This is a genomic window from Rhodococcus sp. P3_B8 (genome assembly GCF_056402775.1).
The window spans coordinates 16592-41071 of record NZ_JBFUGT010000045.1 but is presented as its reverse complement, the minus strand read 5'-3'; the positions used below and the strand labels follow the sequence as shown (position 1 = coordinate 41071).

The 24480-nt window shown below is 67.9% G+C and carries 23 protein-coding genes and 1 pseudogene; 16 read left to right on the top strand and 8 right to left on the bottom strand.

Features of this window, described 5'->3' with window-relative positions:
* Together AC1D1G_RS17415 and AC1D1G_RS17410 are read right to left on the bottom strand one after the other, a co-directional pair.
* Positions 1-480: ATP-binding cassette domain-containing protein (locus AC1D1G_RS17415; protein ID WP_477953012.1), on the bottom strand; the 480-nt coding region annotated here is incomplete at its 3' end.
* Between the two features lie 160 nt (positions 481-640).
* Positions 641-1930: an NAD(P)-binding domain-containing protein gene (locus AC1D1G_RS17410; protein WP_477953011.1), complete on the bottom strand. Its 1290-nt coding sequence runs from the start codon at positions 1928-1930 to the stop codon at positions 641-643.
* Positions 1931-2031: 101 nt separating this feature from the next.
* Here AC1D1G_RS17410 and AC1D1G_RS17405 point away from each other — a divergent pair, with 101 nt between their 5' ends.
* The 6 genes from AC1D1G_RS17405 (at position 2032) to AC1D1G_RS17380 (ending at position 6424) form a co-directional block, all read left to right on the top strand.
* Positions 2032-2895, top strand: a complete 864-nt coding sequence (locus AC1D1G_RS17405; protein WP_477953010.1) for a helix-turn-helix domain-containing GNAT family N-acetyltransferase — start codon at positions 2032-2034, stop codon at positions 2893-2895.
* Between the two features lie 25 nt (positions 2896-2920).
* Positions 2921-3451: a DinB family protein gene (locus AC1D1G_RS17400; protein WP_283353074.1), complete on the top strand. Its 531-nt coding sequence runs from the start codon at positions 2921-2923 to the stop codon at positions 3449-3451.
* Positions 3452-3904: 453 nt separating this feature from the next.
* Positions 3905-4219 carry a hypothetical protein gene (locus AC1D1G_RS17395; RefSeq protein WP_283335781.1) on the top strand — a complete coding sequence of 105 codons (315 nt, stop codon included), beginning with the start codon at positions 3905-3907 and terminating at the stop codon, positions 4217-4219.
* Positions 4220-4270: 51 nt separating this feature from the next.
* Entirely contained in the window at positions 4271-4897 is a 627-nt protein-coding gene (locus tag AC1D1G_RS17390) for an alpha/beta fold hydrolase (protein WP_283353075.1), read from the top strand.
* A 69-nt stretch (positions 4898-4966) separates the two neighbouring features.
* Positions 4967-5875 carry an alpha/beta hydrolase fold domain-containing protein gene (locus AC1D1G_RS17385; RefSeq protein ID WP_477953008.1) on the top strand — a complete coding sequence of 303 codons (909 nt, stop codon included), beginning with the start codon at positions 4967-4969 and terminating at the stop codon, positions 5873-5875.
* A 66-nt stretch (positions 5876-5941) separates the two neighbouring features.
* Positions 5942-6424: a carboxymuconolactone decarboxylase family protein gene (locus tag AC1D1G_RS17380; RefSeq protein WP_029539728.1), complete on the top strand. Its 483-nt coding sequence runs from the start codon at positions 5942-5944 to the stop codon at positions 6422-6424.
* A gap of 12 nt (positions 6425-6436) precedes the next feature.
* On the opposite strand, the gene AC1D1G_RS17375 is transcribed toward AC1D1G_RS17380, so the two are convergent.
* The 5 genes from AC1D1G_RS17375 to AC1D1G_RS17355 form a co-directional block, all read right to left on the bottom strand.
* Positions 6437-7330 carry a LysR family transcriptional regulator gene (locus AC1D1G_RS17375; RefSeq protein ID WP_283335784.1) on the bottom strand — a complete coding sequence of 298 codons (894 nt, stop codon included), beginning with the start codon at positions 7328-7330 and terminating at the stop codon, positions 6437-6439.
* Between the two features lie 90 nt (positions 7331-7420).
* A complete protein-coding gene (locus tag AC1D1G_RS17370) occupies positions 7421-8692 on the bottom strand; it encodes a glucarate dehydratase family protein (RefSeq protein ID WP_283335785.1) in 1272 nt (423 codons plus the stop codon).
* A complete protein-coding gene (locus AC1D1G_RS17365; RefSeq protein WP_477953007.1) occupies positions 8692-9627 on the bottom strand; it encodes a 5-dehydro-4-deoxyglucarate dehydratase in 936 nt (311 codons plus the stop codon). Before AC1D1G_RS17365 ends, AC1D1G_RS17370 begins: the two co-directional genes overlap by 1 nt.
* Before the next feature lie 25 nt (positions 9628-9652).
* Positions 9653-11248, bottom strand: a complete 1596-nt coding sequence (locus tag AC1D1G_RS17360) for an aldehyde dehydrogenase (NADP(+)) (protein WP_283335786.1) — start codon at positions 11246-11248, stop codon at positions 9653-9655.
* A 49-nt stretch (positions 11249-11297) separates the two neighbouring features.
* Positions 11298-12659 (bottom strand): MFS transporter, encoded by a 1362-nt coding sequence (locus AC1D1G_RS17355; protein WP_477953006.1) that lies wholly within the window; start codon positions 12657-12659, stop codon positions 11298-11300.
* A 191-nt stretch (positions 12660-12850) separates the two neighbouring features.
* Between AC1D1G_RS17355 and AC1D1G_RS17350 the strand changes: the two genes are divergently transcribed.
* Positions 12851-13438, top strand: a complete 588-nt coding sequence (locus AC1D1G_RS17350; protein ID WP_477953005.1) for a GNAT family N-acetyltransferase — start codon at positions 12851-12853, stop codon at positions 13436-13438.
* Here the strand turns inward: AC1D1G_RS17350 and AC1D1G_RS17345 are convergent.
* On the bottom strand, positions 13414-14424 hold the full coding sequence (locus AC1D1G_RS17345) for an AraC family transcriptional regulator (protein ID WP_477953004.1): 1011 nt from the start codon (positions 14422-14424) through the stop codon (positions 13414-13416). The two genes, AC1D1G_RS17350 and AC1D1G_RS17345, sit on opposite strands and share 25 nt — an antisense overlap.
* Before the next feature lie 204 nt (positions 14425-14628).
* Between AC1D1G_RS17345 and AC1D1G_RS17340 the strand changes: the two genes are divergently transcribed.
* The 9 genes and pseudogenes from AC1D1G_RS17340 to AC1D1G_RS17300 all read left to right on the top strand — a co-directional run bounded on the left by AC1D1G_RS17340 (position 14629) and on the right by AC1D1G_RS17300 (position 24457).
* Positions 14629-15603, top strand: coding sequence for a quinone oxidoreductase family protein (locus AC1D1G_RS17340; RefSeq protein WP_007296272.1), 975 nt, complete (start codon positions 14629-14631; stop codon positions 15601-15603).
* A 36-nt stretch (positions 15604-15639) separates the two neighbouring features.
* Positions 15640-16554, top strand: a complete 915-nt coding sequence (locus tag AC1D1G_RS17335; protein ID WP_477953003.1) for a TauD/TfdA dioxygenase family protein — start codon at positions 15640-15642, stop codon at positions 16552-16554.
* A gap of 48 nt (positions 16555-16602) precedes the next feature.
* The gene (locus AC1D1G_RS17330; RefSeq protein WP_283335791.1) at positions 16603-17655 is read left to right on the top strand and encodes a beta-keto acid cleavage family enzyme; all 1053 of its coding nucleotides are present in this window, start codon (positions 16603-16605) and stop codon (positions 17653-17655) included.
* 107 nt (positions 17656-17762) lie between these two features.
* On the top strand, positions 17763-19094 hold the full coding sequence (locus AC1D1G_RS17325) for an MFS transporter (protein WP_477953002.1): 1332 nt from the start codon (positions 17763-17765) through the stop codon (positions 19092-19094).
* 27 nt (positions 19095-19121) lie between these two features.
* The gene (locus AC1D1G_RS17320) at positions 19122-19730 is read left to right on the top strand and encodes an RBBP9/YdeN family alpha/beta hydrolase (protein WP_477953001.1); all 609 of its coding nucleotides are present in this window, start codon (positions 19122-19124) and stop codon (positions 19728-19730) included.
* Positions 19727-20485 carry a CoA transferase subunit A gene (locus AC1D1G_RS17315; protein ID WP_283335794.1) on the top strand — a complete coding sequence of 253 codons (759 nt, stop codon included), beginning with the start codon at positions 19727-19729 and terminating at the stop codon, positions 20483-20485. Before AC1D1G_RS17320 ends, AC1D1G_RS17315 begins: the two co-directional genes overlap by 4 nt.
* A 1-nt stretch (position 20486) precedes the next feature.
* On the top strand, positions 20487-21134 hold the full coding sequence (locus AC1D1G_RS17310) for a CoA transferase subunit B (RefSeq protein WP_317570924.1): 648 nt from the start codon (positions 20487-20489) through the stop codon (positions 21132-21134).
* A gap of 36 nt (positions 21135-21170) precedes the next feature.
* A complete protein-coding gene (locus tag AC1D1G_RS17305; RefSeq protein WP_477952999.1) occupies positions 21171-22742 on the top strand; it encodes a long-chain-fatty-acid--CoA ligase in 1572 nt (523 codons plus the stop codon).
* Positions 22743-22758: 16 nt separating this feature from the next.
* Positions 22759-24457 (top strand): annotated as a pseudogene (locus AC1D1G_RS17300) (PHA/PHB synthase family protein).
* Positions 24458-24480 lie beyond the last annotated feature (23 nt).

Genomic DNA, 24480 nt, shown 5'->3' with positions numbered 1-24480 from the left:
GTCGAGGAACAGTACCGACGGGGAGCCGACGAGGCTGGCGGCCAGATCGACCCGGCGGCGCGAGCCCCCGGAGAGTTCCCCGACCCGCCGGGACGCGTATTCCTGCAGCCCGAGCCGGTCGATCAGCGCGTCGGCCCGCGCGCGGGCGGTGCGGCGCAGCCCGGTCAGTCGGCCGATCAGCTCCAGATTCTCTCGGGCGGTGAGGAATTCGTCGAGACCGGCGTATTGGCCGGTCACGCCGATCCGGCGGCGGACCTCGGTGGCGTGGACGACGACGTCCAGGTTCTCGATCCGCACGCGGCCGATGGCGGGCCGCACCAAGGTGGCGAGGGTGCGGATCAGGGTGGTCTTGCCGGCACCGTTGTGGCCGAGCACACCGAGCGTGGTCCCGGCGGCAGCCTCCAAGTCGACACCGTCGAGGGCCCACGTCGTGCCGTAGGCGACGTGCAGATCCTCGACCACGACGGTCGGCGCGCTCATCGCACACCCCCGAACCGGTAAGCGGCGGGGCGGGCAATCGGATGGATGGTCATCGGAGGTTCCTCTCGGAAGATGTGCTCCCACCCGCGGGTGAGTGGGAGTCCGCTTCCTCAGACGAACCAACCTCGAGTTGGACGCACCCGCAGCAGAATCAGGCAGGTCAGGAGATGGTGGCGCCATCGGCGGCGGGTTCAGGTTCGTCGAAGACCCCGGCGCCGCCGCATACCCCGGTCTCCGGCAACGTGAGTTCGACGCGGGCGGCGGCGGCGTGGTCGCCGGCCAGGGCGGCGGTAATGCTGCGGACCTGCTCGTACCCGGTCATTGCCAGGAACGTCGGCGCCCGCCCGTAGCTCTTCATCCCGACCAGGAACACATTCGGCTCCGGATGCGACAGTTCGGCTACCCCGTGCGGGTAGACGCTGCCGCAGGAGTGCACGTTCGGATCGATCAACGGCGCCAACCCGACCGGGGCCTGCAGCACCGGGTCCAGGCCGAGGCGGACTTCCGAGAGCCAGGACAGGTCGGGACGGAAGCCGGTGAGCACCACCACCCGATCGACGTTCTCGATCCGGGCTCCGGTGTCGGACACCAACACCACCTGACCATCGGCGGCAGCTTCGACGGCCGCGGTGCGAAATCCCGTGACCACCCGCAACATTCCGTCGTCGACGGCCCTCTTGGCGCGCAATCCGAGGGCGCCGCGAGCGGGCAGCTGGTCGCCCTCGCCGCCACCGAAGGTGGATCCGACGTCGCCGCGGCGCAGCACCCAGCTGATTCGGGTACCCGGCGTCTGCTTCTCCAGGCCCGCCAGCGCCACGATGGCGGTCAGCGCCGAGTGCCCGCTGCCGGCGATCACGATGTGCTTGTCCGCGTACCGGGCGCGCACCTCGGGGTTGTCGATGTTCGGGACCCGGTATTCGAGAACGTCGGCGGCGGCGCGCTCGCCGAGCGCGGGCAGGCCTTCCCCGCCGAGGGGATTGGGGGTGGCCCAGGTGCCGGAGGCATCGATCAGGGTCTGCGCGGTGATCCGATCCTCGGTGCCGTCGGCGCGGCGGATGTGTACCGAGAGGGGTTCGGTGTCGCGGCCGGCGTCGACGACACGGTCCCGGCCCCGCCGGGCCACCCCGACCACCTCGGTCGACAGCTGCACGGTGTCGCCGAGTGCGGCCGCGAGGGGTTGCAGGTAGTTCGCAGTCCAGTCCTGGCCGGTCGGGTACGCCTGGTCGTCCGGCGCCACCCAGCCGGTGGCGTCGAGCAGGCGGCGGGCCGACGGATCGATCAGCTCACCCCAACGGGAGAACAACCGCACGTGATTCCACTGCGCGATCGCCGCACCGGCTATCGGACCGCGGTCGAGGACCAGCGGAGTCAGGCCGCGCTCACGCAACTGGGCCGCGGCAGCGAGGCCGATTGGTCCGGCCCCCACGACGACAACGGGCACAGAGTTCATCTCGGAAGTCCTTTCATCGACACTCATCGATCTTCCACTGCGGAGAGTATCGATACGCGTCGATGAAGGCAACCATCGATGGATATCGATATAGTGGGGGCATGACTGCACTGGACATTCCGGTCGCTCGCACCGCCAACGAGGTGGATGCGTTGGCGCCGGAGGACGCGGCCACCTATGCCGGGTGGTTCGCCTGCCTGGCCGATCCCACCCGGGTGCGACTGCTGCACCAGGTCGCCTCCCGCCCGGCCGGGATCAACGTGGGCGAACTGGCCGAGGCTCTGGGCATCGGCCAGCCCACCGTCTCGCACCACGTGCGCAAGCTTGCCGCCGTCGGATTCGTCTCGGTCCGCAAGAGCGGAACCAGCACCGTGGTCATGGTCAATCCGGCCTGCTGCACCGGGCTGCCGCACGCCGCCGACGCAGTGATGGGCGTGCTGACCCCGCGCCCCTGCTGCCCGGACGACCTGCCCGGCGACGTCACCGTGCGAACCATGACCGATCAGGACTGGGATGACGTGCGCCGGATCTACGGCGAGGGCATCGCCACCCGCAACGCCACCTTCACCACCGAGGTCCCCACCCAGGCGACGCTCGATGGACTGTGGCTGCCCGGGCATCGGTGGGTCGCCGAGATCGACGACGTCGTGGTCGGCTGGGCCGCCCTGTCCCCGGTGTCCGGGCGAGCCTGCTACGCCGGGGTGGCCGAGAACTCGATCTACGTCGCCGACGGGATGCGCGGGCGCGGCGTCGGCAAGGCGTTGCTGCGCTCCCAGGTCATCGCCGCCGACGAGGCCGGACTGTGGACCTTGCAGACCTCGATCTTCCCCGAGAATCGGGCCAGCATCGCCCTGCACCACTCCGCCGGATTCCGCACCCTCGGTGTGCGCGAACGCATCGCCCGACTCGACGACATATGGCGCGACACCGTGTTTCTCGAGCGCCGCTCCCCCGTCGTCGGATAATCCTCTGAATCGACTGGGGCACAAGATGTCCGAGCAGCAACCTGTCGATCGTGCCGCGATCGCCGCGGAGCTCGAACGCGCCCGGAGCGTGCTGCACGAATTACTCGACGGCGCGAGCGCCGCAGATCTCGCGAGGCGTTCGTCCGGAACCCGGTGGACCAACGAGCAATTGCTGTTCCACATGGTCTTCGGCTACATGGTCGTTCGCCGGCTGCTCCTGCTGATCCGGATGTTCTCCCAGTTGTCGGAGGGGGCGAGCCGACGGTTCGCGCACGTGCTCGACGCGGCCACCCCAGCCTTCGACGAGGTCAACTATCGGGGCTCCGCCCTGGCAGCGGTCGTCTACAACCGCCACCGGATGGGCCGCCACTTCGACCGCGTCATCGCTTCGCTGCAACGCTCCCTCGCCCGGCAGACCGATGCAGACCTACAGCGCAGCATGTCCTTTCCGGTGCGCTGGGACCCGTTCTTCACCGAGACCATGACCGTCGAGCAGGTCTTTCGATACCCCGGGAAGCACTTCGACTTCCACCGGCAACAGCTCACTCTCAACTGAACCGGGCCAGCTGCCCGTTGTCGATGGGGATGGTTCATCGATGCGCCGGCGCGGGCCCCGCATGATCGACATATACGACACGTAGGAATTCGATTCCTACCGACGTGACGAAATCATGGTGGACAGTTGTTTAATATCAGAATGTGAGAAAAAGCGTCTTTAATCGAAACGTTCCGCAGACCCGTGTGCGATAGGCAAAGTAAGCGGAGATCGACGATCCCGTGGTTCACAGAAACAACAGAGAAGAGAATTACTCGCACTCGGCTGACGATCGAGTGATCCAGGACAGGGATTCTCGGCTCCCACCGGTAGCCGAGAATCCACACCCTGAACAGGGGTAATTCGCCTCCGCAAGTGTGTCGTAGGAATATTTGACAGATCGGTGGCACGATCTCGGGAGAAAACTGACAATTCCGCTGCAGGAGTCGGGGATTATCGAATGAGGTGAGCACCATGAAAAACAAATTCGCTGTGCGATCGGCAGTCGTGGCCGCCGTCATCGCTCCCACCCTGGTTTTCGCGGGCGGCACTCCGGCCACAGCGGCACCAACACTGAACGCGGGCGGATCCGGCCAGGTAGAGGTCAGAGTCCCGACCGGTGAAAGCTGGACGTGCTTCGCATTCGACTCGAACTTCACGTTCAAGACGGGTGCCTTCGCGGCGGGTCTCGGTACGCTCGACGGATTCGCGAAGGGATCGAATGTGACCGCGTTCTGCTTCGGCAACATGGCCCCGTTCTTCTTCTCGGGCAGTGTGAAAGTCACCTAGACCGGAACCCTTTCGCCGCATCGAACGTGCCCTCGGCAGTATGTTGGAGACATGAAGGCCTTACTCGCCCTTCTGTCTCTGCTGCTCGCCGTCGTGGTGGGCTGCTCCGGCGATGACAGCACACCGTCGGCGGGCAGTGACACGTCCGGCACCGAGATCGAGGTCGGCGGCGGCGACGCGTTGCAGTGGGGAGATGGCGAGTACGGAGTGGTGCTGGCCCACGGTGCCGTCTTCGACGCCGCCAGCTGGGAAGACCAGGCCTCGGCGATCGCCAACCAGGGTGCCACTGTTATCGCCGTCGAGGACATCACGCCGGAGTCGATCGCGGCCACCGTCGCCAGCCTCATAGACAATGGGCACCCCGACGTCGCGCTGGTGGGCGGAAGCGCGGGCGCCGACGCCATCCTGCAACTGGCCTCGCAGCAGCCCGACCTTCCCGACCAGCTGGTGCTGCTCTCCCCGAATCGGGTGGTCGACGGCCTCGGCAGTGAGCCCAAGCTGTTCATCGCCAGCGAGGACGAGCCCGTCGCCGGCGTGTCGCAGCAACTCGCCGACGGCTCACCGGGCGCCGACAACAAAGTGATCCTTCTGCCGGGCTCCGCCCACGGGCAGAACATCTTCGACGGTGAGAACGCTGACGCGGCAATGGACGCGATCCTCCAACGACTGGCCAACTGAGGACCGAATTGCCGTGTCAACTCGCCGGAGCGGCCGCGCCGAGTCCGCGAACACGTCACAATGAGGGGCGTGATCATTCCCGATATTCGCCCCGCAATCGTTCACACCGGGGTTCGGATACTGCTGGGCCGCAACAAACTCCGCACGGCCGAGGACACGCGGCGCGACGTCCACGCGACGACGCTGCGGCCGGCCTCGTTCAACCCGCCACCATCTCCGCTCCTGCGCGGGGTGCGGCTCTCCGCCGACCGCACGGGCGGATTTCCCGTCTTCACCGTCGAACCGGACAACGGGCGATACGGAAAGACTGTGGTCGACTTCCACGGCGGTGCCTATGTCCGCGAAATAACGTCCTTCCACTGGCTGTTCGCGCGCACCATCACCACGGCGGCATCGGTCCGGCTTCTGCTACCGATCTACCCCCTCGCCCCGCACCGGACGGCCGCCCGCACCGTCGCCGATGCGGCCGACCTCGTCGAATCGGCAATCTCCGCCCGAGGCGCCGACAACGTGGCGGTGATCGGCGATTCCGCCGGTGGCGGGCTCGCGCTCGCCGCAGCGCAGGAACTCAAACGGAGGGGCGCACCCCAGCCGTCGCGGCTGATCCTTGTCGCCCCGTGGCTGGACGCCACCATGAGCGACCCCACGCAAGCCATCATCGAGAAGCGCGACATCCTCCTCGCGCGCGGAGGACTGGAAGAAGCCGGCCGACTCTACGCGGGAGACCTCGAGGTCACCGACTGGCGCGTCAGCCCCCTCTTCGGCGACCTCACCGGCCTCGCGCCCATGAGCGTGTACACCGGCACCCACGACATTCTCGTCACCGACTCCCGCGCGCTCACTCAGCGAGCACGCGAGGCCGGCACGACAGTCGACTACATCGAGGAGATCGGGATGCAGCACGACTACGCACTCTTCCCCCTGATCCGTCAGGCACGTGCCGCCCGCGAAGACATCGTCCGCACACTGCGAGCGTAACCACCGAAGATATAGAACACGTGTCAGATCTTCCGCCTGCGACACCTCCCGCTGTAGCATTCGGGGATGAGTCGAGTAGGTAGCTACAGTGACGATGACGTGGCAGGTTGGCTGTCGATCTCACCCGAGCTGGGTGGTGCACTCGGCGCTTTCACGGACGCCGTGTACAACCGGAACCGGTTACCGTTACGGGTCCGGGAGATCGCGCGGATGGCGGTCGCGGAGGCCAATGAGTGCGCCGTGTGCCTCGGCACCCGCGACAGGAGTGGCGCCGATGCGGGGATCGACGAGCACTTCTACGATCACGTTCTCGAGTGGGAGTCGTGGCCCGGGTACAGCGCCGAGGAGCGGACGGCGGCGGAGTTCGCCCACCGGTTCGCCACCGATCACACGGCGCTCCGCGACGACGAAGACTTCTGGGCGCGGTGTCACGAGCATTTCACCGACGAGATCCTGACGGACCTGGCGCTGTCGTGCGCGTTGTGGCTGGGGACGGGCCGGGTACTGCGGGTGCTCGACATCGGTCAGACGTGCAAGCTCACGCTCTGAGCACTCCGGTTCTCATTCCCATTCCCGCTTCGGCAGGACGTCCTCCATGAACCTGCGCAACGCGGGGTTCCGGTTGTCCGACCGCCAGGCGGCGTTCATCTGGACGGGCCGGTCGCGGACGGCGGAGACGGGACGGAACACAACCCCCTCCGGGTGCATCGTCTGCGCGGATTCGGGCACGAGGGCCATGCCGAGCCCGGACCGGACGAGCACCAGCATGGTGTGCACCTGCGTGACGTACTGGACGTAGCGCGGAGAGGCGCCGACGATCGTGAACGTGCTGATGAGCAGTTCGTGGAAGTACCGCGCATCGACGGGCGAATACATGACGACGGGCTGATCGTCGAAGTCCTCCACGGCCAGCTGCTCGGCGTCGGCGAGGGGGTGACCCGCGGGCAGCGCGGCGACGAGCCGTTCGTGGTGGATGGGGCGCGTGTCGATGCCGGGGCGGGTGAGGATCGGGCGGATCAGCCCGAGGTCCAGTTCACCGCTGATCAACGATTCGATCTGCACGGAGGTGACCATTTCCCGCAGAACGACTTTCACGTCCGGGAGTCTGTCCCGGGCGGCCTCGAGCAACCTCGGCAGCACCGCGTGCGCGGACGCGCCGGTGAATCCGACGACGACGGTGCCGAGGTCACCGGCCGGGACGCGCCGCACCGTCAGTGCGGCACTCTCCGACAGGCTCAGGATGCGCCGGGCGTCGGGCAGGAACGCGGTACCGGCGGCGGTGAGGGTGACGGATCGGCTGGTGCGGTCGATCAACTGCACGCCGAGTTCGCTTTCGAGTTGCTGGATCTGACGGCTCAGCGGCGGCTGCGTCATGTGCAGGCGTTCGGCGGCGCGACCGAAGTGCAGTTCCTCCGCGACGGCGATGAAACACGACAGCCGCGCGAGGGAGAACATTCGATCCACTCCTTTGCCTCGGGGTGGACTCAATGTATCCCACCCCGAAGGCGCCGACCGAGACCGCGGTCGGCGCCTCCGATGAGACAGTTACCAGCGAGGGCAGGTGTTCTCGAACGTCGGATCCACCGACTGCATGTATCCGGTGTCGTCGCGGTCGCGCACCCCGCAGTCGAGGTACTGCTGGTGCAGGGCGGCGAGGGCGTCCTCGTCGATCTCCACACCGAGACCCGGCGTCGTCGGCACCGGGACCGCGCCGTCGACGAACTTCAGCACACCGGGCTTGACGACGTCCTCGGTCTTCCACGGCCAGTGCGTGTCACACGCGTACGTGAGGTTCGGTGTGGCGCCGGCGAGGTGCACCATCGCGGCCAGGCTGATGCCGAGATGCGAGTTGGAGTGCATCGACAGGCCCAGACCGAAGTTGTCGCAGATACCGGCGAGCAACCGCGACCGCTGCAGGCCACCCCAGTAGTGGTGATCCGACAGCACGACCTGGACCGAATCCTTCCGCACCGCGGGCTCGAGCTGATCGAAAGCGACGACGCACATGTTCGTCGCCAGCGGCATCTTCGCCTCCCGCGCGACCTCGGCCATGCCGTCGAGGCCCGGCGTCGGGTCCTCGAGGTATTCGACGATGCCGTCGAGTTCCGACGCGACCCTGATCGACGTGTCGACGGTCCACGCGGCGTTGGGGTCGAGGCGCAGCGGCAGGTCGGGGAACGCGGCACGCAGTGCCTTGATGCCGGCGATCTCTTCGTCCGGCGAGAACACGCCGCCCTTGACCTTGATGGCCTCGAAGCCGTACTCGCCGATCATCTTCTGCGCCTGACGGACCAGACCGTCGGGGTCGATCGCCTCGCCCCATTCGTCGGGCTCGGCGCCCGGGTGCCCGGCCCACTTGTAGAACAGGTAGGCGCTGAACGGGACGGCGTCGCGCACCTTGCCGCCGAGCAGATCGGACACCGGCCGGCCGAGCGCCTTGCCCTGCACGTCGAGGCACGCCACCTCGAATGGGGAGAACACGCGGTCGGTGGTGCTGGCCGTGGTGATCATGCCCGCGACACCGTCACCGCCCGTGACGGTCAGGGTCGCGACCTTCTCGTCGATCGCCGCGCGGATCGCGTTGAGCGCGAACACGTCGAGCCCGACGATCGCCTCGGCGGCCGCCTCGAGCCGGATGAGGTGGGCTGTGTCGGCGTACGTTTCACCGAGGCCGACGAGCCCGCCGTCCGTGTCGAGCTGAATGATCGCACGCAGCGCGTAGGGCTGGTGCACGCCGACGGTGTTGAGGAGCGGCGGGTCGACGAACGCGACGGGAGTGATCCGCGCGCCGGTGATCCGGATGGGTGCGGCAGCCATCAGACTGCCGCCTGCACAGCCAGGGCGTCGGCGAGCACGGCGCGGCCGGCCGCGGTGATCTGCGCGAGTTCGAGCAGGTGGGCCTCGCTCGTCGGAACGAGCGGCGGCCGCACGGACCCGGCGTCGATACCTTCCATCGCGACACCCGACTTGATCAGCGACACCGCGTATCCGGGCACCTGGTCGCGCAGGCGCACCAGGGGGTGGAAGAAGTCGCGGAGCAGCGCGTCGGTGAGTTCCTCGTTGCCGGATTCGAGCGCCTCGTAGAACCCGAGAGCGAGTTCGGGCGCGAACGCGAACGTCGCGGACGAGTACAGTGTGACGCCGATCGCGCGGTACGCCTGCTGGGTGACCTCGGCGGTGGGCATGCCGTTGAAGAACAGGAACGGCTTGCCGGACGGGGCGAGCGCATCCTTCACCGCACGCACGATGCGGCTCACCTTGTCGAGATCACCGGTGCCGTCCTTGAACCCGACCACGGTCGGGAACTGCGCGACCTCCACGGCGGCCGCCTCGTCGAACCGGGCGTTACCGCGGTTGTAGACGACGAGCGGGAGATCGGTGGTGTCGGCGACCGCGCGGGTGTACTCCACCAGACCGGCCTGCGGCATCGTCACCAGGTACGGCGGGAGCAGCAGGATGCCGTCGGCGCCATTCTCCTTCGCGCTGGCGGCGAATTCCTTGGCCTGCTGCACCGAGCCGCCGGCCCCGGCGAACACGGGGACGCGTCCGGCGACGACCTCGGTGGCCCTGGCGACGATCTTGCCGAACTCCTCCAGCCCGAGGGCGTGGAATTCGCCGGTGCCGCAGGCGATGAAGACGCCTCCGGGGCCGGCGTCGACACCCTTGGCAACGTGCTCGGCGAGCCGGTCGTAGTCGACGTCGCCGGATGCGGTGAACGGGGTGACGGGGAAGAACAAGACGCCGTCGAGCATGGGGAACTCCTTCACGAAGGGAAAATCAGGCTTGGGTGAGTCGGCCGTCGATGCGGCGCCACAACTGGTCGGGGTTGCCGTCGGCGATGGCGGCGGGGAGCAGCGAGCTCGGAACATCCTGGTAGGCAACGGGACGCAGGAACCGTTCGATCGCCAGCGAGCCGACGGACGTGGTACGCGAGTCGGAGGTCGCGGGATGCGGGCCACCGTGCACCATCGCGTGGCCGACCTCGACCCCGGTGGGCCAGCCGTTGAACAGGATCCGGCCGGCCTTGAGCTCGAGGACGGGCAGCAGCCGTCCGGCCTCGTCGAGATCGGCGTCGTCGACGTGGACGGTCGCGGTCAACTGGCCTTCCAGCTGCGCCGCCACGGCACGCACCTGCTCGGCGTCGCGGCACTTGACGATCAGACTGGACGAACCGAATACCTCCTGCTGCAACACCTCCGAACCCAGGAACGTGTCGGCGTCGCTGCTGAACAGGGCGGCCCGGCACGAATTGGGTGCGTCGGACTCGACGCCGCGGGCCTCCACGGTGGCCGCACCCTCGAGGGCGGCGACACCGTCGGCGTAGGAGCCGGCGATGACCGGAGTGAGCATCGGCGTCGGCACCGCCTCGGCGACCGCGGCATTCGCGGCCGCGACGAACTCGGCGAGTCCGGGACCGTCGACGGCGATGACGAGTCCGGGGTTGGTGCAGAACTGGCCGGACCCGAGCGTCAGCGACCCGACGAACGCGCGGCCGAGGTCGGCGCCGCGGGTGGCGAGGGCGTTCTCGAGAAGGAATACCGGGTTGATCGAACTCATCTCGGCGTACACCGGGATGGGTTCCGGACGTCCGGCGGCAGCGGCGACCAGAGCGGTTCCACCGGAACGGGATCCGGTGAATCCGACGGCCTTGATGCGCGGGTCGGTGACCAGTGCGGTGCCGAGCCCGCGGCCCGAGCCGAACAGCAGGGAGAACGTGCCCGCGGGCATGCCGGTGCTCGTGACGGCGTCGGCGATGGCGCGGCCGACGAGTTCGGAGGTGCCGGGGTGCGCGTCGTGAGCCTTCACGACGACGGGGCAGCCCGCAGCCAGCGCGGACGCGGTGTCGCCGCCGGCCACGGAGAAGGCGAGGGGGAAGTTGCTCGCGCCGAACACCGCGACGGGTCCGAGCGGTACCTTCCGCTGCCGGATGTCGGCACGGGGCAGGGGCGTCCGGTCGGGCATCGCGGGATCGATGCGGGCACCGTTCCAGCCACCGTCACGCAGGACGCCGGCGAACAGCCGCAGCTGTCCGGACGTGCGGCCCACCTCACCGGTGATACGGCCCTGGGGAAGTCCGGATTCGGCGCAGGCCCGTGCGATGAGCGTCTCGCCGAGGGCCTCGATGTTGTCGGCGATCGCCTCGAGGAACTGGGCGCGCTTATCGCTGCTCGTTGCGCGGAACGGCGCGAACGCCTCGGCGGCGGCGGCGCAGGCGGCGTCGACGTCTCGTTCGTCACCGTGCGCGAAGCCCGGTTCCAGCCGGCCGTCGGTGGTGGGGTCGATGCCGTGGATCGTCGTGCCGGAACCCTGGACGGGCTTCCCTGCGATGATCATCTGTCCGGTCACGTCGGTCCGGTTCACCGTTGCTGTCATGATTCAGTCCTCGAGTTCTCGTCTGCGTTTCGTATGTGCCGGTGAGAGGTCACTTGGCTGCCACGGTGGGCTCGTCGGAGCCCACCTCTGGCAGGTCGGCGACGTCGTCGATGTCTTCCTTGTCGCGCCGGAAGTACGTCACCGCCGCGGCGGCGGCCAGGGCGAAGAGCGACAACACGACGAGGCCGATCGTCACCGTGCCGGTCTGCTCCTTGATCACTCCGAAGCCGAACGGGGCCACGAAGCCACCCAGGTTGCCGAGCGAGTTGATGATCGCGATCGCCGGCGCCAGCACCATCGGGTGGAGTGTGCGCTGCGGAATGGACCAGAACAGCGGGCTCGCGCTCTTGAATCCCATCGTCGCGACGCACAGCAGCGGAAGCGCCAGCCAGGGCGTGACGAACGCGGCGGCCATCGTGCCGATACCGCCGATGAGCAGCGCGGCGACGAGGTAGGGCTTGTGCCGTCCGGTGCGGTCCGCGGAGCGGTTGGAGTAGTACATCGCGAAGATCGCGCAGATCCACGGCAGCGAGGAGAGCAGTCCGACGGTGACGTCGGTGGTGCCCGGGATGCGGCGGATGATCGAGGGGAGCCAGAACGTGTTGGCGTAGATCGCCATGGTGATCGCGAAGAAGATGCCGCAGCACACCAGGATCCGCGGCTGCAGGAGCAGCTTCCAGCGCGAGCCCGACTCGCCGCGCTTCGCGGACGCCTTGCTGCGCAGCACGTCCTCCTCGGCGATGACGGCCTGCAGGTCGTGCTTCTCCGGGCCGGTGAGCCACTTCGCGTCGTCGATCTTCGAGTCGAGCAGGCGGTAGGCGATGCATCCGACGACGACGGACAGCAGTCCCTCCAGCGCGAACATCCACTGCCAGCCGTGATGTCCGCCGAGTCCGTCGAGGGACAGCAGCGGTCCGGACAGCGGTCCCGAGATGGCGGCCGCGATGGAGGATCCGGCGATGAACAGTGCCGTGGCGCGGCTGCGGTGGTTGTTCGGCAGCCACCGGGTGAAGTAGAAGATGATGGCCGGGAAGAAGCCGGCCTCGGCGACACCGAGGAGGAACCGCAGGGCGTAGAACATCTCCGGGCCGTTGACGAACGCCATCGCCGCGGACACCAGGCCCCACGAGATCATGATGCGGGTGAGCCACACCTTGGCGCCGAACTTCTCCATGAGCACGTTCGACGGCAGTTCGAAGATTGCATAGGCGATGAAGAAGACACCCGCACCGAAGCCGTACGCCGCAGCACCGATTCCCACGTCCGCCTCGAGATGCGTCTGCGCGTAGCCGATGTTGGATCTGTTGAGCTGGTTGCAGATGAGCATGACGATGAACAGCGGGACGACGCGACGGAAGATCTTGGAGACCGCGCTGTCGACTGCCGGGGAAACGGCGAGGGGGAGGGTCATCGGTGACTCCTCTCTGTGTGCTGGCGCTGGTGGTGCGGGGAACGTTGGAGGACTCCGATCACGCCCGGCTACCAGGCGTGACCTGAGTCATAGGAATCACGCTAGAGGCATGTTCGATACATGTCCAAGTCAAAGATTCTCGTTATCGATGCCGAAGTTGAATCGACGTGGTTCCTGCTAGTTTTCCTACCGTGAGCGCCGACGTAGTCACCTTCGAGTTCGTCCGCACGACCCGCGAATTCTTCCCCCAACTGCAACGATGGCTCCGCGAACCGCACGTCGCGCGGTTCTGGAACCACGACACCGCGGACGCCGACATCGAGCGCGACTTCGGCGGCAGCATCGACGGCACCGAACCCTGCGAGGACTTCCTCGTCCTGCGCGACGGCGTGCCCTTCGGATTCATCCAGCGGTACCGGATCGCGGACTACCCCGAGGACCTCGCGCTCCTCACGGCCCTCGTCGAGATCCCGCCGGGAAGCATCTCCATCGACTACTACGTCGGCGACCCGCAACACACCGGACAGGGACTGGGAACCGCGATGATCAGCGCGTTCGTCGCCAAGTGCCGCGCCGACCTACCCGACGCCACCGCGATCGTCGTCCCCGTCGTCGTCCCCAACCGGGCGTCGTGGCGCGCGCTCGAGAAGGCCGGCTTCCGCCGCGTCGGCGAGGGCTACCTGCCGCCGGACAACCCCATCGACGACGGCGCCCACTACATCAGCAGGCTCGATCTGGACGAGTTCCGGCCGATTCAGCCGGCGTCGCCCGACCGCTGAGCGCGCCAGCGGCTCGGGCTGCACCCGAACCGCCCGCTGAACCAGCGCGAGAAGTTACTGGGCGCCGAGAACGCCAGCACGTCCGCGATCTCGGTGAGACTCAGGCGGGGATTCGCGACCATCCGTTCGGCGAGTTCGACGCGGGTCGCGTCGAGGACGGTCGAGAACGTCTCCCCACTCTCGGCGAGGCGGCGATGCACCGTTCGCCGGTCGACCCCCAGACTGCGAGCCACTTGCTCGACGGAACAGCGGCCCGTCGGCAGCAGTAGTTCGATCAGCTCGCGGACCCGGCTCACGATCGTCACGTCGTCCGACGGCTCCCAGGACTCGAGGAGTTGCTGGGTGTAGCGACGGAGCAGTGGATCGGACATCTTGTTCGGCTCAGCCAGGTCGCCGGCGTCGATGACGATGCCTGCGAACTCGTGGTCGAAGTTCACTACCGGCCCGAACAGACGCCGGTGGGTCGCCGCGTCCGCAGGAGCCGGATGAGGGAAGCAGACGGCGAGCGGTTTCCAGCCGCCCCCGAGGAAGCCGCGCAGCAGCCGGTGCAGCACTCCGACCGCCAGTTCCACCGACTGCCGTGTCTCGGTTGCCTCCCCCACGTCCAGTTCGACGCGCAAGGTCGCGAGACCGTTCGACTCGGACATCCGCGTCTGCAACGCCTCGTTGTACGTGTGCGTGTACCGCGTGAGCACGCGCAGGGCGCTGCGGACGTCGGGCTCCTCGCGCACGACGAGGCTGAGCGGGCCAAGGTTGGAGAACTGCCGGCGCTCGGCGAGGCGCACCCCGAAGTCTGCGTGCCCGGACGCCTCCACCGACTGCTCGAGCAGGTGCGCGATCGCCGCGGCCGGGATCCATCGGTCTTGCAGTGCGAGGCCGGACGGATCAAGGCCGGCGGACCTCATCAACGGCACCGGATCGACGCCGAGCGACCGGCACAGCTCGAGGTATCCGTTCAGCGACGCGTAGCGCGCAAGGGGTTTCATGCCACCTCCAATGCCCTGTCCCGAAATGATAGGCCGTCTGTCCCGTCAGGATAAGCAATCGACCAGGTGCGCCCGTACTGTTAGGTGCATCACAGAAGCGGTCGGAGAGGTGATCCGCCACACCGGGCCACCCCCGCCCCGCCCGACCGCGACCGGTCCGGCGGCGGCACCGCACCGATCATCACATCGAAGAGGAGAAATACTGTGGCACAGGCTGTTCGGTTCTACGAGCACGGCGCTCCGGAAGTCATGAAGTGGGAGAACGTCGAGGTCGGGGAGCCCGGTCCCCACGGGGTCCGGATCCGGCACGAGGCCGTCGGACTGAACTTCGCCGACACCTACTTCCGCACCGGCCTGTACCCGGCCGAGTTGCCCGCGGGCATGGGAGTGGAGGCGGCCGGTGTCGTCGAGGAAGTCGGCTCCGGCGTGACCCACGTGCAGGTCGGTGACCGCGTCACCTACACGGGCAGCCCCCTCGGCGCCTACAGCACCGAACGCGTGATGCCGGCCGCACCGCTGATACCGCTGCCCGAAGCGATCCGCTTCGACACCGCGGCCGCGATGACGATGCGCGGTCTGACCACGGCCTACCTGCTGCGGCGCATCCACCCGCTGAAGGCGGGCGACACCGTGCTCCTGCACGCCGCGGCCGGCGGCGTCGGCCTGATCTTCACGCAGTGGGCAAAGTTGCTGGGCATCAACGTGATCGGCACCGTGTCCACCGACGAGAAGGCCGCGATCGCCCGCGCCCACGGCTGTGAGCACGTGATCGTCTACACCCGGGAGAACGTCGCCGAGCGGGTTCGGGAAATCACCGACGGTGCCGGCGTCCCCGTCGTGTACGACAGCATCGGCGAGTCCACCTTCCAGACGTCGCTCGACTGCCTCGCCCGGCGCGGACTGCTGGTGTGCTTCGGAACGGCCTCCGGACCGATTCCTCCGATCAACGCGATGCAGTTGGCTGTCAAGGGTTCACTGTTCGTCACCCGACCCGCGCTCGCCGACTACATCGCCGACCCGGCGGAGCGCGCCGAACTCGCCGGTGAACTCTTCGGGCACGTCGAGGCCGGCCGGATCCGGATCGAGATCAACCAAAGCTACGGGCTCGAGGACGCCGTCCAGGCGCACCACGATCTCGAATCCGGCCGCAGCATCGGCTCCTCCGTGTTCCGACTCTGACAGCGCCACCACATTCACCCCGACGGAGACACCACCATGACCGACACCGCGCAACTGACCTACTCGCCCGAACCGCACACGATCCTCTCCCCTTCCGGATCCTTCCGATTCGCACCGCTCACCTGCTCGATCGGCGCCGAACTGTTCGACGTGAACCTCGGTGACGCCGCCCGCGACGACGCCCTGTTCGCCGAACTGCGGGAACTGCTGCTCGAGTACAAGGTTTTGTTCCTCCGCGACCAGGACATGTCCCGCGCCGAGCACGTGGCGCTGGCCGAGCGGTTCGGCCCGCTCGAGGACCACCCGGCCGTGGGGAGCGACCCCGACCACCCGGGGCTGGTGCAAATCTACAAGGACCTCGACAGCCCGGCCGAGCACTACGAGAATGCCTTTCACTGCGACGCCACCTGGCGGGAGAACCCGCCGATGGGCTGCGTGCTCCGCTGCGTGGAGACGCCCCCGATCGGCGGAGACACCATCTGGGTGAACATGGCCCTGGCGTACGAGAAGCTTCCCGAGCAGGTCAAGAAGCAGATCGACGGACTCCGCGCCCGGCACAGCATCGAGGCGTCGTTCGGTGCCGCGCAGCCGCTGGAACAGCGGCACGCGCTGCACGAGAGGTTCCCCGACGCCGAGCACCCCGTGGTGCGCACGCACCCCGACACCGGCGAAAAGATCTTGTTCGTCAACGCTTTCGCGACCCACTTCGTCAATTACCACACCCCGGAGAACATCCGGTACGGCATCGACTACGCGCCCGGCAGCAGCAACCTGCTCAACTACCTGATCAGCCAGGCGTCGATTCCCGAGTACCAGGTGCGGTGGCGGTGGACGAAGAACAGCGTCGCGATCTGGGACAACCGGTCCACCCAGCACTACGCGGTCCAGGACTACTGGCCCGCCGTCCGCAAGATGGAGCGCGCCGGCATCATCGGCGACCGGCCCTTCTGATTACTCACTGCCCCTTTTCATCAGATCCGATTTCGAACGGAGAACACCATGCACTTCCACGACGACGCCCTCTTCCCCGAGACCCAGGAGAAGCTGGTCATCACCTGTGCCCCGTACGGTCCCGAGTGGGAGCCGGACGACTTCCGCGAAGACCTGCCGCTGACGATGGACGAGCACGTCCAGAAGGCGGTGGACTGCTACGAGGCCGGCGCCACCGTCCTGCACATCCACGTCCGCGAGCTCGACGGCAAGGGCTCCAAGCGGCTCTCGAAGTTCAACGAGTTGCTCGCCGGACTCCGCCAGGCGGTGCCGGACATGATCCTGCAGGTCGGCGGATCGATCTCCTTCGCACCCGAAGGCGAAGGGGCGGATGCGAAGTGGCTCTCTGACGACACCCGGCACATGCTGGCCGACCTCGATCCCGCACCCGACCAGGTCACGATCGCGATCAACACCTCTCAGATGAACATCATGGAACTCATGACCGCCGACGACATCGCCGGCACCTCGATGGAGCGGCCCGAGCTCGCCGAGGCGTACCGGGAGATGACGGTCCCGGCAGGCCCGGCGTGGGTCGAGGAGCATCTGCGTCGCCTGCAGGCGGCCGGAATTCAGCCGCACTTCCAGCTCTCGAGCATCCCCCAGCTCGAGACCGTCGAGCGGCTCATCCGGCGCGGGATCTACACCGGTCCGCTCAACCTGACCTGGGTCGGCATCGGCGGCGGCTTCGACGGACCCAACCCGTACAACATCATGAACTTCATCCAGCGAGTCCCGGACGGCGCCTGCCTGACCCTCGAGACCCTGATGCGCAGCGTGCTGCCGGTCAACGCGATGGCGATCGCGATGGGCCTGCACCCCCGTTGCGGTAACGAGGACACCATCTGGGGACGCAAGGGCGAGAAGATGACCTCCGTCCAGCAGATCGAGCAGTTGGTCCGCGTCGCCGGTGAACTGGGCCGCGAAGTGGCCACCGGCAAGGAGGCCCGCGACATCTACCGGATCGGTCAGACCTACGCCGATGCCGACGAAACCCTCGCCAAGCTCGGCTACGCGCCCAACCGCCGTCCCGGCCAGGTGGGCTTCACCCACCACGCCTGAGTTCCGGCGCCGGGGGGATCTCGGTCACGACCGGGGAGAGAGCGGGTAGATCGCTGCCCGCTCTCTCCCCCACCCCTTTATCACTCCTGACGGCCATAGGAGGCCTCATGGGACTGCCTGCCACCACCGCCCTGAACACCACCACCCCGAATACCACCACCGGGAGCACCGCTCCGGCCTCCCGGTCCCGGTTCTATCCGTGGATCGTCTTCGCACTCACCTTCGGTCTGCTGCTGTCGGACTACATGTCCCGGCAGGTCCTCAGTGCCGTCTTCCCGCTCCTCAAAACCGAATGGACACTGACCGATTCACAGCTGGCGTCGCTCAGCAGCGTCGTCGCGCTGATGGTCGGACTGCTGACCCTCCCGCTGTCGCTGCTCGCCGACCGGTGGGGTCGCGTGAAGAGCCTGCTCCTGATGGCCGTGCTCTGGAGCCTCGCAACCCTGCTCTGCGCCGTGGCGAGCAGCTACGAGCAGATGCTCGGGGCCCGCTTCCTGGTCGGCGTGGGTGAAGCCGCGTACGGCAGCGTCGGCATCGCGGTGGTTCTCAGCGTGTTCGCCCCGCGAGTGCACTCCACGCTCAGCGGCGCCTTCATGGGCGGCGGATCGTTCGGGTCCGTGATCGGCGTCGCCCTCGGCGGCGTGATCGCCGTCAACCTCGGCTGGCGCTGGTCGTTCGCCGCGATGGCCGTCTTCGGGCTCATGCTCGTCGCCCTGTTCCGGGCTCTGGTCTCCGAACGCAAACTTGCTCAGCATGCGGCCGACGACGACCCTGCCGACACACCCGGCCCCGCCGGATTCCGGGCGCCGATCTCGAGCCTGTTCACCACCCCCGCCGTCGTGTTCGCCTACATCGGTGGTGGTCTCCAGATGTTCACCGCAGGTGTGCTTCTGGCGTGGCTGCCGAGTTTCTTCAACCGGTCCTACGGTCTCGCCCTCGACAAGGCCGGTGCGATGGCCTCGATCTTCGTCCTGCTCGTCGGCAGCGGCATGGTGGTGTGCGGCATCATCACCGACCGCGTGAGCCGCAACGATCCCGCTCGGAAATGGACCACCGCGGTGGTCTTCGGAGTGATCTCCCTCGTCTTCCTCGGCGCCGGGTTCCAGTTGCCGACCGGCACGTCCCAACTGGTCCTGATCGGTATCGGTGCCTTCTTCTCCGCCGGCTCGTCCGGCCCCATCGCCGCGATGGTCGCGAACCTCACCCACTCGTCGGTGCGCGCCTCGGCCTTCGGCACGCTCACCCTCGCCAACAACCTCCTCGGACTGGCACTGGGGCCCTTCGTCGTCGGGGTGCTTGCCGACCGCTTCGGGCTCGTCACTGCCTTGCAGATCGCTCCCCTGATCTACATCGTCGCGATCATCGCCCTCGTCCTCGGCAAGCGCGCCTACCCGGCCGGACGCCGCAAGCTCGCCGCCCTCACCACCGCACCCGCCTGATCCACCTCCGAAGAACTGGAGTCGACCGTGACCACCTCCACCTCCACCGCACCGACCGTGGTGATCGTGCCCGGACTGCGGGACCACGTCGCCGACCACTGGCAGACCTTGCTCGCCGAGAGACTCGACACCGCGCGGACGGTGCCGCCGCTCGAACGGGACAAGCTCAGCCTCGCGGCCCGGGTCGCCGCCCTCGACGCCGTCGTCGCCGACATCGACGGCCCGGTCGTGCTGGTCGCTCACAGTGCGGGAGTGGCGATCACCGTCCACTGGGCGCAGCAGTCCACCTGCCCGGTCCAGGGCGCCCTGCTGGTCACCCCACCGGACCTCGAGGAACCACTGCCCGCGGGGTATCCCACCCCCGGGGAACTCGAGCAGGGTGGCTGGGATCCCGTCCCCCGGGGCCGGCTGCCGTTCCCCAGCGTCGTCGCCGCCAGCACCAACGATCCGATGGCCCGATTCCGCCGGGTCGCCGGGATGGCCGAGTCGTGGGGCAGCAAGCTCGTCGACCTCGGCGCGGTCGGCCACCTCAATCCCGCCGCCGGCTACGGGTACTGGCCGTACGCCGAGGAACTGCTTCGGGAACTGATTGAGAGCACGGTCGTCCCCGGCCTCGCGAACGCAGATGCCCGATGACGCGCAAAGTGTTCGGTTCGGCCGCCGACGCCGTCGCGGACATCGGGCCCGGTGCGTCGCTGGCGGTCGGCGGGTTCGGGTTGTGCGGCATCCCGGACGAGCTGATCGCCGCGATCGCCGCCGGTGACGCCACCGACCTGGAGGTGTACTCCAACAACTGCGGCGTCGACGACCGCGGGCTCGGGATCCTGCTCACCCGCAACCGGATTCGCCGCGTCACCGCGTCATATGTCGGGGAGAACAAGGAATTCGCCCGCCAGTACCTGTCGGGTGAACTCGAGGTCGAACTGACGCCGCAGGGCACCCTGGCCGAGAAGCTGCGAGCCGGCGGTGCGGGGATCCCCGCGTTCTTCACCCCTGCCGGGGTCGGAACGCCCGTGTCCGACGGCGGGCTGCCGTGGCGGTACGCAGCCGACGGATCGGTGGCCGTCGCGTCTCCGCCGAAGGAGGTCCGCGAATTCGCAGGCCGCCAGTACGTGCTCGAGGAGTCGATCACTGCCGACTTCGCACTCGTCCACGCCCGCATCGGCGACGCCGAAGGCAACCTCGTCTTCGCGAAGGCCGCAGGCAACTTCAACCCGCTCGCCGCGATGGCCGGCCGCATCTGTATCGCACAGGTCGAGCAGCTCGTCGAGCCCGGGGTCCTCGACCCGGCGCGGGTGCACCTGCCGGGGATCTTCGTCGACCGCATCGTCCACACCGGGACTCAGGACAAGCAGATCGAGAAGCGCACCGTCGCCGCGAGGAAGGACTGACATGACCACCATCGTCGAGACGATCGGCTGGACCCGCGAGGACATGGCAGCCCGTGCCGCCCGGGAACTGTCGCCGGGTGAGTACGTCAACCTCGGTATCGGGCTGCCCACGCTGATCCCGAACTTCCTGCCCGCAGGGTTCGACGTGACGCTGCACAGCGAGAACGGCATCCTCGGCACCGGACCGTATCCGGACGAGGACGCGGTGGATGCGGATCTGATCAACGCAGGCAAGGAAACGGTCACCGTCAACGCGGGTGCGTCGTTCTTCGATTCGGCGCTCAGCTTCGGGATGATCCGCGGCGCCCACATCGACACCGCCGTCCTCGGCGGAATGCAGGTCTCCGCGGCAGGCGACCTCGCGAACTGGATGGTTCCGGGGAGGATGGTCAAGGGCATGGGCGGTGCGATGGACCTCGTGCACGGCGCCCGCAAAGTCATCGTGGTCATGGAGCACTGCGACAAGTCCGGTGCCCCGAAGATCGTCGAACGCTGCACCCTGCCTCTCACCGGACGCGGTGTCGTGCACCGGGTCATCACCAACCTAGCCGTCGTCGACGTCACCGACTCCGGTCTCGTGTTGCGCGAGTGCGCGCCCGGGGTCACCGAAGACCTGGTGCGCGCCGCCACCGCAGCGGCGCTGTCGTAGCGCTTCTCCCACCCTCCCACCACGAGAAAGTCTCCCGTGCTCAACCTTTCCGTCCTTCTCGAAGACTCCGCCCGCCGATTCCCCGACCGCGATGCCCTGATTCTCGGCGACGCACGGATGACGTACGCCGACCTCGACGCCCGGTCGAACCAGGTCGCGAACCTGCTGATGTCATGCGGCATCGAACCCGGTGACAAGGTCGCGCTCTCCTGTCCCAACATCCCCCAGTTCCCCGTCGTCTACTACGGCATCCTCAAGGCCGGCGCGGTGGTCGTACCGCTCAACGTCCTCCTCAAGGACCGCGAGATCGCTTATCACCTCGCAGATTCCGACGCCAAGGCGTACTTGTGCTACGACGGCACCCCCGACCTGCCGATGGGCGAGTACGGGCGCTCCGCGTTCACGCAGAGTCCGCACTGCCGCAGCATGTTCCGCATCACCACCGACCCGGACGCTCCCGCCTCGATCGACGGCATCGGAACGCTCGCGGACGCCGTCGCGGATCGCGACATCGAGTGCGAGACCGTGGTCCGCGAACCCGGGGACACCGCGGTCATCCTCTACACGAGCGGGACCACCGGAAAACCCAAGGGCGCCGAGCTCACCCACGCCAACATGGTGCTGAACGCGCTGACCGCCAATCGTCTCTTCGACAGCACACCGGCCACCCACGACCGGTACCTGGTGACCCTGCCGCTGTTCCACTCGTTCGGCCAGACCGTCACCCTCAACGCCGGAATCTCGGTCGGGGCGACCCTCGTGCTGCTGCCCCGGTTCGAGGCCGCCGCCGCACTCGATCTCATCGAACGGGAGAACATCACCGTATTCGCCGGGGTGCCCACCATGTACTGGGGTCTGCTCGGCGCCCCCGACGAACACCCCGCCGACATCGACCGCATCGCCGGCAACATGCGACTGGCGATCTCCGGTGGCGCCGCGCTGCCGGTGGAGATCCTCACCCGGTTCGCCGACCGCTTCGGTGTCCAGATCCTCGAGGGATACGGACTGTCCGAGACGTCGCCGCTCGCGACGTTCAGCGATCCCGGCGGCGATCCACGGCCCGGATCGATCGGTGTCCCCGTGTGGGGAATCGAGGCCCGGCTCGTCGACAAGAACTGGAACACCGTCACCGGAGCCGGTGACATCGGCGAGATCGCGTTGCGCGGGCACAACATCATGAAGGGCTACTACAACCGCCCGGACGCCACGGCAGAAGTGCTGCGGGACGGCTGGTTCCGGACCGGCGACCTCGCCCGCGTCGACGACGACGGCTTCTACTACATCGTCGACCGGGCCAAGGACCTGATCGTGCGCGGCGGATTCAACGTGTACCCCCGTGAGATCGAAGAAGTCCTCCTCGGCCACGACGCCATTTCTCTCGCCGCCGTCGTCGGCGTCCCCGACGACAGTCACGGCGAGGAGATCAAGGCCTACGTCATCCTCGAGCCCGGCGCACGGGTCACCGCGGACGAGGTGATCGCCTGGGCCAAGCAGCAGATGGCGAGCTACAAGTACCCCCGCACCGTCGAATTCGTCACCACCCTTCCCATGACCGCCACCGGCAAGATCCTCAAACGCGAACTCGGCCGCGCCCCGGCCGCACTCTGATACCGAAAGCACAAGCGTGAGCGACACTCCCCTCCCCACCATCCCCGACGAGCTCACCGCTCCCCTCGACCTTCTGCTCACCAGCGGAACCCGCGGCGTCGCCGCCCGCATGCTCCCCGACAGCTCGTGGACCCGTCTCGGGGTCGGCCTCGCCGGCCGGCCGGGTACCGTTGCCCGGCGCGGCGGCGCCCTCGTCCGCGAACTCGGCGCCATCGCCGTCGGCACCTCGGATCGAACTCCCGCGAAGTCGGACAAACGCTTCGGCGACGCCGCGTGGCAGCAGAATCCGGCCCTGCGCCGGGCGATGCAGGCGTATCTCGCGACGTCGCACACCGCTGCGGCCCTGCTCGACGACGCCGAACTGGACTGGCGTGACCACGAGCGGATGCGGTTCGTCCTCGACAACCTCGTCGAAGGCATGTCCCCCACCAACAATCCACTTCTCAGCCCGCTGGGCTGGAAGGCAATGGTGGACACGGGCGGCCTCAGTGCGGCACGCGGAGTCCGCGCGCTCGTCCGCGACATGCTGTCGAAACCGCGCGTGCCCGCCATGGTCGAACCCGACGCGTTCGCCGTCGGGGAGGACGTGGCTGCGACGAAGGGTGCCGTGGTCCTGCAGACCCGCACCTTCGAACTGATCCACTACACGCCGCAGACGGAGAAGGTCCACGCCACACCGCTGTTGATCGTCCCGCCCGTCATCAACAAGTACTACATCCTCGACATTGCACCGGGCCGCAGTCTGATCGAGTACCTCCTGCAGCAGGGTCAGCAGGTCTTCGCGATCTCCTGGCGCAACCCCCACGCCCGGCACCGGGACTGGGATGCCGACACCTACGGCGCGGCGATCGTGGAGGCGCTCGATACGGCGCAGTGCATTGCCGGGACCGACAGCGCCCACGTCCTGGGCACCTGCTCGGGTGGGATTCTCGCGGCGATGGTCGCGGCACATCTCGCCGAGATCGGTGAGGGCGACCGCATCGCCGGCCTCACCCTGGCCGTCACCGTCCTCGACCAGACCCAGGCCGGCACCGCGGCTGCCGTCATGAGCGAGCGCGCCGCCGCGGCCGCGATCCGCGACTCGGCCGCCAAGGGGTATCTCGACGGCCGCACCCTCGCCGAGATGTTCGCCTGGCTGCGTCCGACCGACCTGGTCTGGCGGTACTGGGTGAACAACTACGTGCAGGGCCGGGCTCCTGCCGCCTTCGACGTGCTGTTCTGGAACTCCGACACCACCCGCATGGCGGCGGCATTGCACCGCGATCTCGTCCTGCTCGGGCTGCGCAACGCGCTCACGACGCCGGGCGCTGCGACCATGCTCGGCACACCCGTCGACCTTGCCACCGTGACCGCCGACGCGTACGTCGTCGGCGGCTCCGCCGACCACCTCTGCCCGTGGCAGTCCACCTACCGGAGCGCTCGCCTGCTCGGCAGCAAGGACTCCCGGTTCGTGCTGTCGTCGAACGGACACATCGCCTCACTCGTGAACCCCCCCGGGCAATCCGCGAGCGTCCTTCCGATTCGGGCAACCCGACCCGGAGACTCCGGACGAATGGCTGGCCGCGGCGGAGACCGCACCGGACTCGTGGTGGCCCGACTACGCCCGCTGGCTCGGCGAACGCAGCGGACCCGACATCGACGCCCCCGGCAGCCTCGGCGCCCGGCAGTTCCCCCCGCTCGGGCCCGCCCCGGGCACCTACGTCCACCACAGCTGACCCGCTCGACACCACAGAGGGAC